This window comes from Pseudomonas sp. DCB_AW, assembly GCF_026240895.1.
Lineage (GTDB): Bacteria > Pseudomonadota > Gammaproteobacteria > Pseudomonadales > Pseudomonadaceae > Aquipseudomonas > Aquipseudomonas kermanshahensis.
The window spans coordinates 33721-48412 of record NZ_JAPFCE010000016.1 but is presented as its reverse complement, the minus strand read 5'-3'; the positions used below and the strand labels follow the sequence as shown (position 1 = coordinate 48412).

General features: G+C 60.4%; 12 protein-coding genes. 5 read left to right on the top strand and 7 right to left on the bottom strand.

From position 1 onward, the window contains the following. Positions 1-4: 4 nt before the first annotated feature. The 5 genes from OO306_RS12130 to tkt all read right to left on the bottom strand — a co-directional run bounded on the left by OO306_RS12130 (position 5) and on the right by tkt (position 7549). Positions 5-781, bottom strand: a complete 777-nt coding sequence (locus tag OO306_RS12130; RefSeq protein WP_027595982.1) for an SDR family oxidoreductase — start codon at positions 779-781, stop codon at positions 5-7. Then, entirely contained in the window at positions 778-2094 is a 1317-nt protein-coding gene (locus OO306_RS12125) for a capsule biosynthesis protein (protein ID WP_265968843.1), read from the bottom strand. The genes OO306_RS12130 and OO306_RS12125 overlap by 4 nt, the downstream gene beginning before the upstream one ends. After that, positions 2034-4055 carry a capsular polysaccharide biosynthesis protein gene (locus OO306_RS12120; RefSeq protein ID WP_265968842.1) on the bottom strand — a complete coding sequence of 674 codons (2022 nt, stop codon included), beginning with the start codon at positions 4053-4055 and terminating at the stop codon, positions 2034-2036. The genes OO306_RS12125 and OO306_RS12120 overlap by 61 nt, the downstream gene beginning before the upstream one ends. Positions 4056-4239: 184 nt before the next feature. After that, positions 4240-5280: a phosphotransferase gene (locus OO306_RS12115; RefSeq protein ID WP_265968841.1), complete on the bottom strand. Its 1041-nt coding sequence runs from the start codon at positions 5278-5280 to the stop codon at positions 4240-4242. 271 nt (positions 5281-5551) lie between these two features. After that, positions 5552-7549 (bottom strand): transketolase, encoded by a 1998-nt coding sequence (gene tkt / locus OO306_RS12110; protein WP_265968840.1) that lies wholly within the window; start codon positions 7547-7549, stop codon positions 5552-5554. A 225-nt stretch (positions 7550-7774) separates the two neighbouring features. Between tkt and OO306_RS12105 the strand changes: the two genes are divergently transcribed. The 4 genes from OO306_RS12105 to OO306_RS12090 all read left to right on the top strand — a co-directional run bounded on the left by OO306_RS12105 (position 7775) and on the right by OO306_RS12090 (position 12346). After that, positions 7775-8767, top strand: a complete 993-nt coding sequence (locus tag OO306_RS12105) for a metalloregulator ArsR/SmtB family transcription factor (RefSeq protein WP_027592461.1) — start codon at positions 7775-7777, stop codon at positions 8765-8767. 19 nt (positions 8768-8786) lie between these two features. Next, positions 8787-9977, top strand: coding sequence for a methionine adenosyltransferase (gene metK / locus OO306_RS12100; protein WP_027592460.1), 1191 nt, complete (start codon positions 8787-8789; stop codon positions 9975-9977). Between the two features lie 144 nt (positions 9978-10121). Further along, entirely contained in the window at positions 10122-11822 is a 1701-nt protein-coding gene (gene ligB / locus OO306_RS12095) for an NAD-dependent DNA ligase LigB (protein ID WP_265968836.1), read from the top strand. Between the two features lie 131 nt (positions 11823-11953). Further along, complete coding sequence (locus OO306_RS12090) at positions 11954-12346, top strand: DUF1090 domain-containing protein (protein ID WP_027592459.1); 393 nt, start codon at positions 11954-11956, stop codon at positions 12344-12346. Between the two features lie 122 nt (positions 12347-12468). Here OO306_RS12090 and OO306_RS12085 read toward each other — a convergent pair whose 3' ends face one another. Further along, the gene (locus OO306_RS12085) at positions 12469-12915 is read right to left on the bottom strand and encodes a cytochrome c (protein ID WP_265968835.1); all 447 of its coding nucleotides are present in this window, start codon (positions 12913-12915) and stop codon (positions 12469-12471) included. Between the two features lie 118 nt (positions 12916-13033). Between OO306_RS12085 and OO306_RS12080 the strand changes: the two genes are divergently transcribed. Beyond that, complete coding sequence (locus tag OO306_RS12080) at positions 13034-14185, top strand: murein transglycosylase A (RefSeq protein WP_265968834.1); 1152 nt, start codon at positions 13034-13036, stop codon at positions 14183-14185. A gap of 113 nt (positions 14186-14298) precedes the next feature. On the opposite strand, the gene OO306_RS12075 is transcribed toward OO306_RS12080, so the two are convergent. Then, positions 14299-14685: an MAPEG family protein gene (locus OO306_RS12075; RefSeq protein ID WP_027592456.1), complete on the bottom strand. Its 387-nt coding sequence runs from the start codon at positions 14683-14685 to the stop codon at positions 14299-14301. Between the last annotated feature and the right edge of the window lie 7 nt (positions 14686-14692).

Genomic DNA, 14692 nt, shown 5'->3' with positions numbered 1-14692 from the left:
AACATCAATCACTGTACTTCAGCCCACGCAGGATCATCGAAGAAAGCCACTGCGGGATCAGCCCCAGCAGCCAGGTGCCCAGGTTGAGCGGGAACGGAAAACTGATACGCGCCTGGTTAGCAGCCAGCCCACGCTTGATGCGCTTGGCCGCTTTTTCGGCGGTCCACAAAAACGGCTTGGGCCCCGGCATTTCGAAGCACATCTTCGACTCCACGTAGCCCGGCACGATCACATTCACCTTCACCCCTTCCGGCGCCAGCCAATCGCGGATCGCTTCGCCATACACCCGAATCGCCGCCTTGCTGGCACTGTAGGTTGGCGTCACCGGCAACCCACGCCAGCCCGCCAGCGAGCTGAACAGCGCAATCTGCCCATGGCCCCGGCTGCGCATGGCTGGCAGCGCCGCTTCCACGGTGGCCAGCGCCGCCATCACATTCACCTCGAGCAACGCCCGGCTGTCGTCCCAGCACTCGGCCTCGCCATTGGCGCCCACTGCCGTGTTAAGCCCGGCACCGACCAGCACCAAGTCTGGCTGATGCGCCTCGCTGACCCGCCGCACCATCGCCCGCAGGCCATCCAGGTCGCGCACGTCGATGGCTTCCAGCAGTACCTCGGCGCCCAAGGCGCGGCACTGCTCGGCCATCTCATCCAGGCGGTCCAGGCGCCGGCCTTGCAGAATCAGCGTCACGCCCGGCGCGGCATAGGCAGGCGCCAGCGCGCCGCCGATGCCGCCGGTGGCGCCGGTGATGAGGATGCAGCGGGGTGAAGCGGTGTGGTTCATAGGTATTTTTCGATTCTTGAAGTTTTCGCCATCAGCACTTCGAGGCAATTGGTGACCGCCATGTCGATGCCGCTGCTTGTGTAGAAACCGCCATTGACCTGGGTAGTGTGAATGACTGTGTTGCGAAAACGACGAAACAGTGTCATGTCAGGCATTTCTGGTCTGTGCCAGAAGTCAGCCAGGCTACCTTGATGAGTCAAACCGGGCATAGCATAAATAGGGTCGGCGAGCGCAATCGTTGGCCGCTTGTGAAACAAGGCCGAAGCTCCAGCGGTGCTGTTGACGGTAATCATGCCCGTGATATGCGAGAGCAAGGTAGGCATGTAGCCACTCTCCATGAACTCGACTCTGTCAGCCACACCGTATTTTTCAGCAAGTGCGTTTGTGATATGCCGGTAATTCACCAAACCAGGGGTGAGCGGGTGGTTTTTGACCAGAAGTCGAGCATCGAAAGGGGCGTTTAATGAAAACGAGTCAATAACATGCTCGATGACATGTGACATGTTGGAAAAGGGCGAGTGATCACGGATCTGCGCATCGCTATCCAGTTGAAGAGGAAGCAAAAATGTCGGGCGACGTTCCTCTGCCACCTCAGCAACCAATTTGTTATCGCGGCTCAGGGAGCGTAGTAAACGAGTGCTCTGCCGAATAAACCCAGCGTATTCAGCCGCCGCGCTAAACGGGGCATGGGTGCGGTACTTGGGGTAACACAAAGCATTAAGTGCACCACCCGCATGATACAGCACATCATGAGCAGCACGAGCGGCGAATGAGAGCTTGAACGGATTGCCATTCTGGTAGCGAGGAATGTGCTTACCGACGTCCATATACCAACGAGGATCGCGAGGAAGTCGCGAGTTGCTATTTACACCTTCTCGCTCCAGGGTGACCCAATAGGGACGGAAATAGCCTTCTTCGAAGACATGAATGTTGATGCCGCGTAGGCGCGCCAGCGAAACTGCTGGGCGATGTACCGGCCGACAATCGCCGAATAGCACGATATCGGTAATGTCTAGATCGCGAAAGATCTGAGCGTAATAATCGTCTAGATCATCGGAGGGTGAACGGCAGCTAAGCCGTGAGCCGGCTCCGTACAGCACATCCCCTACGTTAAAGCTGATGCTATGGACCTGTTGTCCAATGGTTCGCAAGCCCTTAGCCAACTCAATGAAGAAAGGCGAGCTGACTCCCTGCAGAAACAGAAAATTATTGCGCGGTGGCCCCAATAGCGGACGACGCGGCGGGCTTGTCTTTAGCGGGCTGGGCGTTTCATGCCCAACCAACTGTACAAGCGTCGAATCAAGTCCTGCCATCTAGAGGTAGCTCCTGGCTGCGAAGACGCATGCCAATTTTGTAATTCGTGAAGAGTCTGTTCTGCGGTGGTGAAGCGGTTTGTGATTTGGCTCACGTATGTGGGGTAAAGCAGCAGTGCACCCGCCACCAACTGATCCAGGGTCAGTTGGCGAGTTCGACGAGCCTGCACGGTTGCTTCGAATTCGCGATCTATGGTCAGTCCCCAGCCAGCGTAGAAAGGCTGGCCGTATGTTGTCACCGGAACACCACGCAGCAAGGCCTCGAAACCTGACTGCGAGGTGAGTACATGTACCTCATCAACGAGCTCGAGCAATTGTTGCAGCGGCGCGTCGCCGATAACTTCATCGCACCAGTGCAGGGTTTTCGATTCGTCATCACCGAGGGGACGGGTTCCCGCAACTACCTCAGGGTGTGGCTTGTAGAGCACCCAAGCATCCGGATTACCCTCACGTACTGCCCGCAGCAATTGCAGGTTGCTGCGAATACGAGAGCTCCCGAAGCGAATCGAGGCATCACTCTCAACCTGGCCGGGCACCAGAACCACCCGTTTGGTAGTTGCCGGGCGTTTCCAAGCGCTGCCGGTGAGGTTGTACTTGGTCAATCCAGCGCTGCAGATGGTCAGGCGCAAGGCTTGTGCCCTTACAAGCAACTCGGGATCGAATGCTTCCTCGCATAGAATGCGTTCCAATCGTGAAGGACGTGTGGCGTCGTAATAGATGCCTAGGTCATCCACCACCCATGACAGCGGACGCGCTTTCCCTGCCCCCAGACCAACTGAACGAAGGAAACCATCTTCAACCCGGTTGACCGGGTGCGGGTGGGTGGCGAGTTCTGCATCATGCTTGCAACCCCAGGACACTACTGGCAAATCGCGTGTCAGTGGCTGTTCAGGTTTGACAAAGCGTATTGCCGAACCGTTGAAGAACATCTCGACCAGTGGTTCTTTCCAGCGACTGAAGCCAAGCATCTGAATGCTGATCGGCAATTTACTGCGGTGCTTGCGTTGCAAACCGAGCCACTGAATCAACGTTTCTGGCGAACAGGGTTTAGACGTCTCAGGGCAGACATAGCGTGGATACTGCACTAACGCGGCAAAAATAAGCTGCTCGAGGCTAGCCTGGCAACGGCGCTCTGGTGCCGGCAAACGATCATCAGTCAATCCCCAGCCTCCATAAAACGGCATGCCCCATGTGTGAACCGGTACATTCCAAAGGAGCGCGTCGAATCCCAGCTGAGAAGTCATCACAAACACTGCCTGCATACGTGGTAGCAATTCGGCAGGGTGGACGTCCTGGGCTAGGATCTGGATACGAGGGTTGGCAGCCAAGGCTTCAAGGTCGAAGTGTCCGTTTTTCCGACCTGCTACCACATCCGGGTGAACCTTCAGCAGCACTGTGCTTGCAGGGTAACGATGTAGGGCTGCATCTAGCATTTCAGCAAAGTCTGCCGGCGTCGCGCCTTGCAGTGATGCATCACCAAAGGTCTGATCTGCTACCAGTATGCAGTCGTCAGGGAGATTTGGTGCCTCGATCCGCGCTGCGTTGTACTTGGAAACTTTTTCACGTTGCCACAAATGCTGCAGTGCCAAAGCGCGAGCGGTTTGCTCAGGTGCGAGCGTTTGTGGAATCAGCTGTTCAAGTTTTGAGGGTTGGCTGGCGTCGTAGTACACACCAACGTCATCCACGATCAGGGACAGCGGCGGTTCGTCCGCGCCTAAGCCGACAGATCGTAAAAATCCGTCTTCAAGGGTCAGTATAGGTTTCCCGCTTTTGTGGGCCACTGTCATGGCTTTTGATGCACTAGGCTTGCGACCCCAGGCCATGACCCAGTCCGCTTTCTGAACATCGTCCAAAGCGCCATGGTGCAGCGCGAAATCGGGCAGCAAAGCCGGCAGGGTAGTGATCTGCTGAGCTCCTTTTGACATGATCAGCAGACGTGGGCGGGGCAGGGCGTCATCCATAAACGTACAACAGTGTTCCATGCGAGGGGACAGCTAAGAGCGGTAGCCCTAAGGATCCGGTGGGAGGGGCGTGACCGGTGATCTTAATACAAATTCACGATTCGTATAATAGGTGCTTAAAAAAACGCAACAAAACCAGGAAATTCCTACAGAACCGTGGGCTTGATATCAAATTGGCATCTGATCACAGCAGAGTAAGCAGGTACTCGTATTTCTGTAGGAGCAACGGCATTCGTTCCCGCTCTCGGTACTCGGCGAGGGTTTCGGGGCGCAAGGAGTGATAAAGCGCCGTCAGCAGAAAAATGTAGTGAAGGTTGCGTAACGCTTCGTCGCAGTCGAATTTACTTGATAGCACTGCCCGGTAAGTCTCGATGAACTCAGCCTGAGCTGCTATGAATACCTTCATGTCTTTGCGTCGGAAAAGGCTGCCCAGATATGCGCCGCCATCGAAGCCAACCCGTCCCACTTTGGCTTCACTCCAATCGATCACATGGAGCTGATTCTTAACCACAAAGAGATTTTTGCGCAGATAGTCCATATGGCTGATGCAGCGTGGGCTTTGCCGTGCCTGTTTAGCCATCCCTCTCAGCATGGGAGTGAAGCTCTTAAGGCGCTGTGCCAATCCGGCAAAACACACATCTTCGCGCCCGAGCGCCTCCAAATGTGAAAGGTGTCTCTCAAAGTTAAAGCGGGGTCGCAAGAGGAACCAAGGCCTGTAAAAGTCCATGCTCCACAGTAGTGGGGCTTGCTGCATGGGCTGGGCGACCAGATAGTCATGGCTAAGCTGCTCTTGCTCGGCGATGCCTTGTGCCAACTGACGGGCAATTGCATGCATACGTGGCGGCTTACCGCGCACGAATGCCGTAAAAATCAGGCTTTCCCACGGGGTTTCGATGACGCCGAGGCATGTGGGGTGATGAAAGTGAGCGCTGCCTTCCAGCATTCCTTCAGCTCGATGGAAGCGTGCCTCTTGGCTACCTACAAACGCCAGTTTACGGATCGATTTCTCAACGCACTCAAGTGTTTTTCCAGTAATCGGATCAATGATCCGATGGTGACGTACGTAATTGACGAATGAAGCGTTGGAATCAAGATCTTCACTGATTATGGACAGTGGCTGATCGCCCCATTGCGGTATCAATGCACGCAAGCTGTCTTCAAGTGGGGCACGTTGCCAGCGATAAAGGGTTTTGCGACCCGCTGACGACAAGGTAAGTGCAGTCATGGCATCCGTTCCGGCAAAGCCGTTAAGTCCTTCTGAGACGGTTAGAGGGTAATATGCTGCGGCATACGAGGACCGCGCACAACGAAAAGTTCACCAACAATTTTTTGATTTGAAAGGGTGTAGTGGTGGTAGGTTTCCTCTCATCGACCTAGTCGAGGTTTCTTCTGCCATTGTTGAATGACAACACAGCCGCTCCGACACAGCATGAATAGGTCATGTGCTACCGCCCTTAGTCGCGAAACGAGGGCAAAGCCCTCGCCTTACGCCTGTATCAGTCTTCCAGCAGCTCTTCGGCGGTGCCCAGGATGTTCTCCAGGGTGAAGCCGAACTCTTCGAACAATGCAGAGGCCGGGGCCGACTCACCGTAGGTGGTCATGCCGATGATACGGCCTTCCAGGCCGACGTACTTGTACCAGAAGTCGGCGTGGGCAGCTTCGATGGCGATGCGCGCACCCACTTCCAGTGGCAGTACAGACTGCTTGTAGCCAGCGTCCTGGGCGTCGAACACGCTGGTGCACGGCATGGAAACCACGCGGACCTTGCGGCCTTGCTCGCTCAGCTTGTCGAAGGCCTGAACCGCCAGGCCCACTTCGGAACCGGTGGCGATCAGGATCAGCTCTGGCTCGCCAGCGCAGTCCTTGAGGATGTAACCACCACGGCTGATCTCAGCGATCTGCTGGGCGTTACGGTCCTGATGCTGCAGGTTCTGACGCGAGAAGATCAGCGCCGATGGGCCGTCTTTGCGCTCCAGGGCGTTTTTCCAGGACACGGCCGATTCGACCGCGTCAGCTGGGCGCCAGGTGTCCAGGTTCGGCGTGCTGCGCAGGCTGGTCAGCTGCTCGATCGGCTGGTGAGTCGGGCCGTCTTCGCCCAGGCCGATGGAGTCGTGGGTGTAGACGTGGATCACGCGCTGCTTCATCAGGGCCGACATGCGCACTGCGTTGCGGGCGTATTCCATGAACATCAGGAAGGTCGCGCCGTAAGGCACCAGGCCGCCGTGCAGGGCAACGCCGTTCATGATCGCGGTCATGCCGAACTCGCGTACGCCGTAGTAGACGTAGTTGCCGCTAGCGTCATGGGCGTCGACGCCCTTGCAACCTTTCCACAGGGTCAGGTTGGAACCGGCCAGGTCAGCCGAACCGCCGAGGAACTCGGGCAGCAGCGGGCCGAAGGCGTTCAGGGCATTCTGGCTGGCCTTGCGGCTGGCAATGGTCTCGCCTTTGGCAGCGACTTCGTTGATGTAGGCCTGGGCCTTCTCGGAGAAGTCAGCCGGCAGCTCGCCGCTGTCACGGCGCTTGAACTCGGCAGCCAGCTCTGGGAAAGCCGCGGCGTAGGCGTCGAAGCGCTGGTTCCACTCAGCTTCAGCCTTGGCACCGGCGGCCTTGGCGTCCCACTCGGCATAGATGTCGGCCGGGATTTCGAACGGGCCGTGGTTCCAATTCAGTTCTTTGCGGGCCAGGGCGATTTCGTCGTTGCCCAGCGGTGCGCCGTGGCAGTCCTCCTTGCCCTGCTTGTTCGGCGAACCGAAGCCGATGATGGTCTTGCAGCAGATCAGGGTCGGCTGCTCGCTTTTGCGTGCAGTCTCGATCGCGGTCTTGATCTCGTCGGCGTCATGGCCGTCGACGTTGCGGATCACCTGCCAGTTGTAGGCTTCGAAACGCTTCGGCGTGTCGTCGGTGAACCAGCCTTCGACTTCGCCGTCGATGGAGATGCCGTTGTCGTCATAGAAGGCAATCAGCTTGCCCAGGCCCAGGGTGCCGGCCAAAGCGGCGACTTCGTGGGAGATACCTTCCATCATGCAGCCGTCGCCGAGGAACACGTAGGTGTTGTGGTCGACGATGTTGTGGCCTTCACGGTTGAACTGTGCGCCCAGGACTTTTTCCGCCAGGGCGAAGCCCACGGCGTTGGCCAGGCCTTGGCCCAGTGGGCCGGTGGTGGTCTCTACGCCTGGGGTGTAGCCGTATTCCGGGTGGCCCGGGGTACGGCTGTGCAGCTGGCGGAAGGCCTTGAGGTCGTCGATCGACAGGTCGTAGCCGGTCAGGTGCAGCAGCGAGTAGATCAGCATCGAGCCGTGGCCGTTGGACAGCACGAAGCGGTCACGGTCGGCGAAGCTTGGGTTGCTCGGGTTGTGCTTCAGGTAGTCACGCCAAAGCACTTCGGCGATATCCGCCATGCCCATAGGGGCACCTGGGTGGCCGCTGTTAGCCTTTTGCACGGCATCCATGCTGAGGGCACGAATGGCGTTGGCACGTTCACGACGGCTGGGCATCGCTGATCTCCTGGGGCTGAAAGGTTGTGATACGAAAAAAGGCGGCCATTTTCGCCCACTGGGGGGCTGGGGGCAAACATTTAAGCGTCAAGCGGCACGCTTTAAGCGGCAAGGTGCATGCAAGCATGGGCTGGGGCCGCTCTATCCTTGCAGCTCATCGCCAATATCAAAACTTTTTGATATTGGCCTTGCGGGTGCCACGATGCCTGTCTAGACTGCCGCCCCATGAACCTCCGTGCGCAATCGATCCCTCAGCGAAGCGACACCCTGGCCGCCCTGTGCAAAGCCAGCGGCGACGCGCTGCGCCTGAATGTTTTGCGCGCACTGGCCAGCGATTCGTTTGGCGTGCTCGAACTGGCGCAAATCTTCGACATCGGCCAGTCCGGCATGAGCCATCACCTGAAGGTGCTGGCCCAGGCCGAGCTGGTGGCTACCCGGCGCGAGGGCAACGCGATTTTCTACCGCCGCGCCCTGCCCGACAGCCTACGCCTGGGCGGGCGTCTGCACACGGCGTTGCTCGAAGAAGTCGACGACCTGACCTTGCCACCTGCAGTGCAGGCGCGCATCGCCCAGGTACAGCAACGCCGCGCAGCCACCAGCCAGGACTTTTTCCTGCGCGTGGAAGAAAAATTCCGCGCCCAGCAAGACCTGATCGCCGGCCTGCCGCAGTACCGCGAAAGCCTGCTGGCGCTGCTCGACAAGCTGAACTTCGCGCCCACTGCCAGCGCGCTGGAAGTAGGCCCCGGCGACGGCGGCTTCCTGCCGGACCTGGCACGGCGCTTCGCCACGGTGACCGCCCTGGACAACAGCCCGACCATGCTCGAACTGGCCCGCCAGGTCTGCCAGCGTGAGCGCCTGGACAACGTGAACCTGCAGTTGGCCGATGCACTGAATGCAACGGATGTGGCAGCCGACTGCGTTGTGCTGAACATGGTGCTGCACCATTTCAGCGACCCGGCCCTGGCCCTGCGCCAGCTGGCCAAACGGGTGAAAGCGGGCGGCAGCCTGCTGGTCACCGAACTGTGCAGCCATGACCAGGGGTGGGCGCGCGATGCCTGCGGCGACCTCTGGCTGGGCTTCGAACAGGACGACCTGGCCCGTTGGGCCAATAGTGCCGGGCTGGTCCCCGGGGACAGCCTCTATGTGGGCTTGCGCAACGGTTTCCAGATACAGGTCCGCCATTTTCAGCGGGCGACTGGCGACATACACCATCGGTAAATTTTAGGAACCCTTCGAGATGAGCGAATACTCCCTTTTCACCTCCGAGTCCGTGTCCGAAGGGCATCCGGACAAGATCGCCGACCAGATTTCGGACGCTGTCCTTGATGCCATCATCGCTCAGGACAAATACGCCCGCGTGGCCTGCGAAACCTTGGTCAAGACCGGTGTCGCCATCATCGCTGGCGAAGTGTCCACGTCCGCCTGGGTCGACCTCGAAGAACTGGTACGTAAAGTCATCATCGACATCGGCTACAACAGCTCCGACGTCGGCTTCGACGGCGCCACCTGCGCGGTGATGAACATCATCGGCAAGCAGTCCGTGGACATCGCCCAGGGCGTCGACCGCTCCAAGCCGGAAGACCAGGGCGCTGGCGACCAGGGCCTGATGTTCGGCTACGCCAGCAACGAAACCGACGTGCTGATGCCAGCACCGATCTGCTTCTCGCACCGTCTGGTCGAGCGCCAGGCCGAAGCGCGCAAGTCGCGCCTGCTGCCGTGGCTGCGCCCGGACGCCAAGTCGCAGGTCACCTGCCGTTACGAAAATGGCAAGGTAGTCGGCATCGACGCGGTGGTCCTGTCGACCCAGCACAACCCTGAGGTCTCGCAAAAAGACCTGCAAGAAGCGGTGATGGAGCTGATCGTCAAGCACACCCTGCCGGCCGAACTGCTGCACAAAGATACCCAGTACCACATCAACCCGACCGGCAACTTCATCATCGGTGGCCCGGTGGGTGACTGTGGCCTGACCGGCCGCAAGATCATCGTCGACTCCTACGGCGGCATGGCCCGCCACGGTGGTGGCGCGTTCTCCGGCAAGGACCCGTCCAAGGTCGACCGTTCCGCCGCCTACGCCGGTCGCTACGTGGCCAAGAACATCGTCGCCGCCGGCCTGGCCGAGCGTTGCGAGATCCAGGTCTCCTACGCCATTGGCGTGGCTCAGCCAACCTCCATCTCGATCAACACCTTCGGTACCGGCAAGGTCTCCGACGACAAGATCGTCCAACTGGTGCGCGAGTGCTTCGACCTGCGTCCGTACGCGATCACCAAGATGCTCGACCTGCTCCACCCGATGTACCAGGAAACCGCGGCCTACGGCCACTTCGGCCGCACCCCGCAGCAGAAGACAGTCGGCGACGACACCTTCACCACCTTCACCTGGGAACGCACCGACCGCGCCCAGTCGCTGCGTGACGCTGCCGGCCTGTAAGTTTCCTACAGCGCTGGACGAAAGCCCCTGCCGAGCAATCGGCAGGGGCTTTTTTGTGACATATCGGCTGACAACTGTTCACGGCAATCGGCACCCAGCCTGCCTAGGCTGAGGGTTCCCACCCGCCATGCAAGGATGCTGGCCATGCCGTTCATGCTGTTGTTCGCACTGCTGCTATCGCTACATGCCTCGCTGGCGCACGCCAGCCCCTGCCCCGACTGGGACGCCAAACAAGCCAACGCCGAGGTCACCCACCTTCGCAACACGATTGCCCAATGGGACGACAGCTACCATCGCCTGGGCATCACCCAGGTGGCAGACGAACTGTATGACCAGAGCCGGCAACGCCTGGAACACTGGCAGCAATGCTTCGGCCTGCAGGCGCAACCCGCGCCACTGGCCACGGCGCGCGGCCCGATTACCCACCCCGTCCCGCATACAGGCGTCGACAAGTTGGGCGACGAGCAGGCCGTCAGCCGCTGGATGGCCGGCAAGGCTGGCCTGTGGGTGCAGCCGAAGGTCGATGGGGTGGCGGTGTCCTTGCGCTACCGACAGGGGCAACTCGTACAGTTGCTGAGCCGGGGTGACGGGGCCCAGGGGCACGACTGGAGCCGCCACATCCCGCGCCTCGACTCCATTACCCGGCAACTGCCCCAGGCCTTTGACCTGGTGTTGCAGGGTGAACTGTATCTGCGCCTGGACCAGCACGTGCAAGCCCAGGCGGGCAGCGCCAAGGCACGGGGCACCGTGGCAGGGCTGCTCGCCCGCAAGCAGCTCAGCGCTGAACAAGGCGCCAGCATCGGCCTGTTCGTCTGGGATTGGCCACACGGCCCCAGCAGCCAGGCCGAACGCCTGTCGCAGCTGGCACAACTGGGCTTCCCTGACAGCCAGCGCTACAGCGTTGCCATCGACTCCACCGCCGATGCCGCACACTGGCGCCAACACTGGTACCGCTCACCCCTGCCCTTCGCCACCGATGGCGTCATCCTGCGCCAGAGCAGTCGGCCACCCGCCGAGCGTTGGCAGGCCAAGCCGCCCTACTGGCTGGCAGCCTGGAAATACCCCTACGCCCAAGCCTTGGCCCAGGTGCGTGAGGTACGCTTCCGGGTCGGTCGCACAGGCAGAGTCACGCCGGTGCTGCGCCTGCACCCGGTCACACTGGACGACCGGCTGATCACACAGGTCAGCCTGGGCTCACTGGCACGCTGGCAGCGCCTCGACATTGCGCCGGGTGATCAGGTAGCAATCAGCCTGGCCGGCCTGACCATCCCGCGTTTCGAGCACGTGGTGCACCGCGCGGTCCAACGCCAGCCGGTTGCAGCGCCGCAACCGGGGCGCTACCACCCCCATAGCTGCTGGCACGCAGACGACGGTTGCGACGAGCAGTTCATTGCGCGGCTTACGTGGCTCAGTGGCAAGCAGGGGCTGGCAATGCCGCGCACCGGGCCAGGTACGTGGCAACGCCTGGTCGGGGCTGGGTTGGTCACTTCGATGACGGATTGGCTGCAACTCGATGCTCAGCGCCTGGGCCAGGTACCGGGCATCAGCGACGCCACCGCCACGCAACTGCTGCACGCCTTCGAGGGCGCCCGATCACAGCCCTTCTCCCGCTGGCTGCGCGCGCTCGGCGCTCCCGCACCGGGTGGCATGCAGCTCGACGGTGACTGGGCGCAGCTGTCCTCGCGCTCGGCCGATGATTGGCACACCATGCCGGGTATCGGCGCAGCGCGCGCGCGTCAGCTTGAAGCGTTTTTTACGGCCAACGAAACTCAAGCCATTGCGGCGCAGTTAAACGAGGCCGGCGTAAACGCGTTCCAAATCAGCAACAAACCGCTCGCGCAATGATTTTTTACCAATTCCCACGCAGGGAAAGTCTGAGTTTCGGCCATAAAAAACCAACAAGGGTTTCTAAATAGGAAAAACCAAGGCAGGATTTCCCCCAACTTTTCTGCCCCGCCCCGTTCAGGAGGCTTTTCATGAAACGTATTTCGACTCTTTTCTTGCTCGCAACACTGGGCCTGGCTGCTGGCGCCGTGCAGGCTGCCGAGCCGGATGCCGGCCTGACTGGCTGCGCGGCCAAACGCAGCGCCATCGAGAACCAACTGAAGATTGCCCGCGAACACGGCAACAGTGACCAGGTTGCGGGGCTCGAGCAGGCACTGGAAGGTGCAAAAAACTGTACAGAAACCAGCCTGCGCAAAGAGCGTGAACAAAAGGTGCTCGATGCGCGCCATGAAGTCGCGCAACGCGAAAAAGACCTGAAGAAAGCCGAAAAGAAAGGCGATGCTGAAAAGATAAACAAGCGTAAAGACAAACTCGCCGAGTCGCGCAAAGAACTGCAGGAAGCGGTCGACGAACTCGACCGCTGAGGTGCAGCGTCCGTGAGCGGCTTATCGCCGGCAAGCCGGCTCCCACAGGTACTCCACTGCTCTCAAGGGCTGTGTGTTTCCTGTGGGAGCTGGCTTGCCGGCGATAAGGCCCTCACAGGCGATCAATGATTGCGGAATTCGGTATGGCAAGCCTTGCACGCAGCCTCGACCCTGTCCATCGGTCCCTTCAACTGCGCCGCCTCCAGCGGCTGGCCCCGGGTCGCATCGACCAATTCACCGGTCACGCCCTCCAGTTGCCGGGCAAGGTCATGGAACCGCGCCTGACGCTCCCACACCTCCGCTCGCGCGCTGCTGTCACCGCCATCGCGCGCTTGGGGGAAGTGCTGCCACGGCTGGTGCGACAGGCTGTCGAGCTTCACGGCCCCTTCGGAGAACTTCACCCCGTCGAACGGCAAACGGCCGCGCAGCATGCCGCCCAGGTCCTCGCTGGTCTTGAGCATGTCCTTGAAGATGACCTTGCGCTTGCCCAGCGGCGAGTTCGGGTCCACACGGTCACAGGCACTCAGAGCAAGGGCTGCGAGCAGAACAACGGTCAATCGCTTGAACATCACGGTCACTACGGCCTACGAAAATGGGCGGCCAGTATCGCTGGCCAAGGGCCAAAGACCAATAGCCACATAAAACACAGGGGCGAATCTTCATGTTCGCCCTGACAGGAACCCCCCTATGAAATCTGCCCTGCGCCACCTGGCCTGGACACTTCCGGCGCTGGCCCTGCTGGCCGGCTGCAACGGCGGCGAGAACGCCAAACCTGAGCCCCATGCCATTGCCACCTATGCCAACGCCACCTGGCAGGACTTGCCCAGCGTCAGCGACACCGACCTGGTTGCCGGCTTCCATGCGTGGCGCAATGGCTGTGAAAAACTCAAGCGCGACGCCGTCTGGGCCACCACCTGCGAGGCCGCAGCCAGCGTGCCGGACGATGCCCTGCAAATACGCGCCTTCCTGCAGCAAAACCTGCAGGTCTATGGCCTGCGCTCGGCCGAGAACAACGCCAACGGCCTGATCACCGGCTATTACGAGCCGGTCTACCCCGGCAGCCTGAAACCGACCGAAACCAACCACGTAGCGGTGTACGGCGTGCCCGACGACATGATCGTGGTCGACCTCGCCAGCGTGTACCCAGAGCTCAAGGGCAAGCGCCTGCGCGGGCGACTCGATGGCCGGGTGCTCAAGCCTTACGACACGGCCGAAGTCATCAACCGTGAGGGCGTAAAAGCCCCGGTGCTGGCCTGGCTGACCGACCCGATGGACTTGCAGTTCCTGCAGATACAGGGTTCGGGCCGGGTTCAACTGGAAGATGGCCGCCAGCTGCGCCTGGGCTACGCCGACCAAAATGGCCACCCCTACCGGCCGATCGGGCGTTGGCTGGTGGAACAGGGCCAGCTGAAGAAGGAAGACGTGAGCATGGGCAGCATTCATGCCTGGGCCCAGGCCAACCCGCAGCGGGTACCAGAGCTACTGGCCAGCAACCCCAGCTACGTGTTTTTCAGCGCCCGCCCCGACAGTAACGAAGGCCCGCGCGGCTCGCTCAACGTGCCACTGACGGCCGGCTACAGCGTGGCGATTGACCGCAAGGTGATTCCGTTGGGCAGCATGCTCTGGTTATCCACTACGCGCCCGGATGGTACCCCTGTTGTGCGGCCGGTAGGCGCTCAGGATACCGGGGGGGCCATTGCCGGTGAGGTACGTGCAGACCTGTTCTGGGGGACTGGGCCAGAAGCAGGTGAGCTGGCCGGGAACATGAAGCAGCAAGGGCAGATCTGGATGCTGTGGCCTAAGGGCAAACCGCTGCCTGAAGTACCGAAAGTCCTTTGACTCTGCGCTGACTTCTTCGCGGGTAAACCCGCTCCCACAGGGCTTGTGAAAACCTTCCAGGCTGCGCTAAACCTTGTGGGAGCGGGTTTACCCGCGAAGAGGGCAACTCGGTTTCAGGCGGAAACCACAAAAAACGCCACGATCAACGCCAACCCGGCAAACCACACCACTGACCGCAATGCCGCCCAGTCCGCCAGGTAGCAGATGATGTAGAGCAACCGGCTGGTGATATACATCACGCCCAGCACGTCCTGCGTCACTTGCTCGGCATTGCCGACGATATCTGCCACCAGCACGGCCGCCGCAAACGCGGGAAACGCTTCGTAGCTATTCTGCTGCGCCGCATGAGCTCGGCGTGGCAGGCCCGATAGCGTGTCCAGGAAGGCACGCGGATCGTGATTGTCCTTGAGGCCGAAGCGGCCACTGCTCACTTTGGCGATCAATGCACAAAGCGGCGGCAATACCAGGGCAATCAGGATGCACCACAGGGCAACGGTCATGGACAGC

Coding starts and splice junctions, on each gene's coding strand:
- metK (WP_027592460.1), top strand. CDS start 8,787: ATGAGCGAATACTCCCTTTTCACCTCCGAGTCCGTGTCCGAAGGGCAT.
- tkt (WP_265968840.1), bottom strand. CDS start 7,549: ATGCCCAGCCGTCGTGAACGTGCCAACGCCATTCGTGCCCTCAGCATG.
- OO306_RS12105 (WP_027592461.1), top strand. CDS start 7,775: ATGAACCTCCGTGCGCAATCGATCCCTCAGCGAAGCGACACCCTGGCC.
- OO306_RS12115 (WP_265968841.1), bottom strand. CDS start 5,280: ATGACTGCACTTACCTTGTCGTCAGCGGGTCGCAAAACCCTTTATCGC.
- OO306_RS12120 (WP_265968842.1), bottom strand. CDS start 4,055: ATGGATGACGCCCTGCCCCGCCCACGTCTGCTGATCATGTCAAAAGGA.
- OO306_RS12085 (WP_265968835.1), bottom strand. CDS start 12,915: ATGTTCAAGCGATTGACCGTTGTTCTGCTCGCAGCCCTTGCTCTGAGT.
- ligB (WP_265968836.1), top strand. CDS start 10,122: ATGCCGTTCATGCTGTTGTTCGCACTGCTGCTATCGCTACATGCCTCG.
- OO306_RS12125 (WP_265968843.1), bottom strand. CDS start 2,094: ATGGCAGGACTTGATTCGACGCTTGTACAGTTGGTTGGGCATGAAACG.
- OO306_RS12130 (WP_027595982.1), bottom strand. CDS start 781: ATGAACCACACCGCTTCACCCCGCTGCATCCTCATCACCGGCGCCACC.
- OO306_RS12080 (WP_265968834.1), top strand. CDS start 13,034: ATGAAATCTGCCCTGCGCCACCTGGCCTGGACACTTCCGGCGCTGGCC.
- OO306_RS12090 (WP_027592459.1), top strand. CDS start 11,954: ATGAAACGTATTTCGACTCTTTTCTTGCTCGCAACACTGGGCCTGGCT.
- OO306_RS12075 (WP_027592456.1), bottom strand. CDS start 14,685: ATGACCGTTGCCCTGTGGTGCATCCTGATTGCCCTGGTATTGCCGCCG.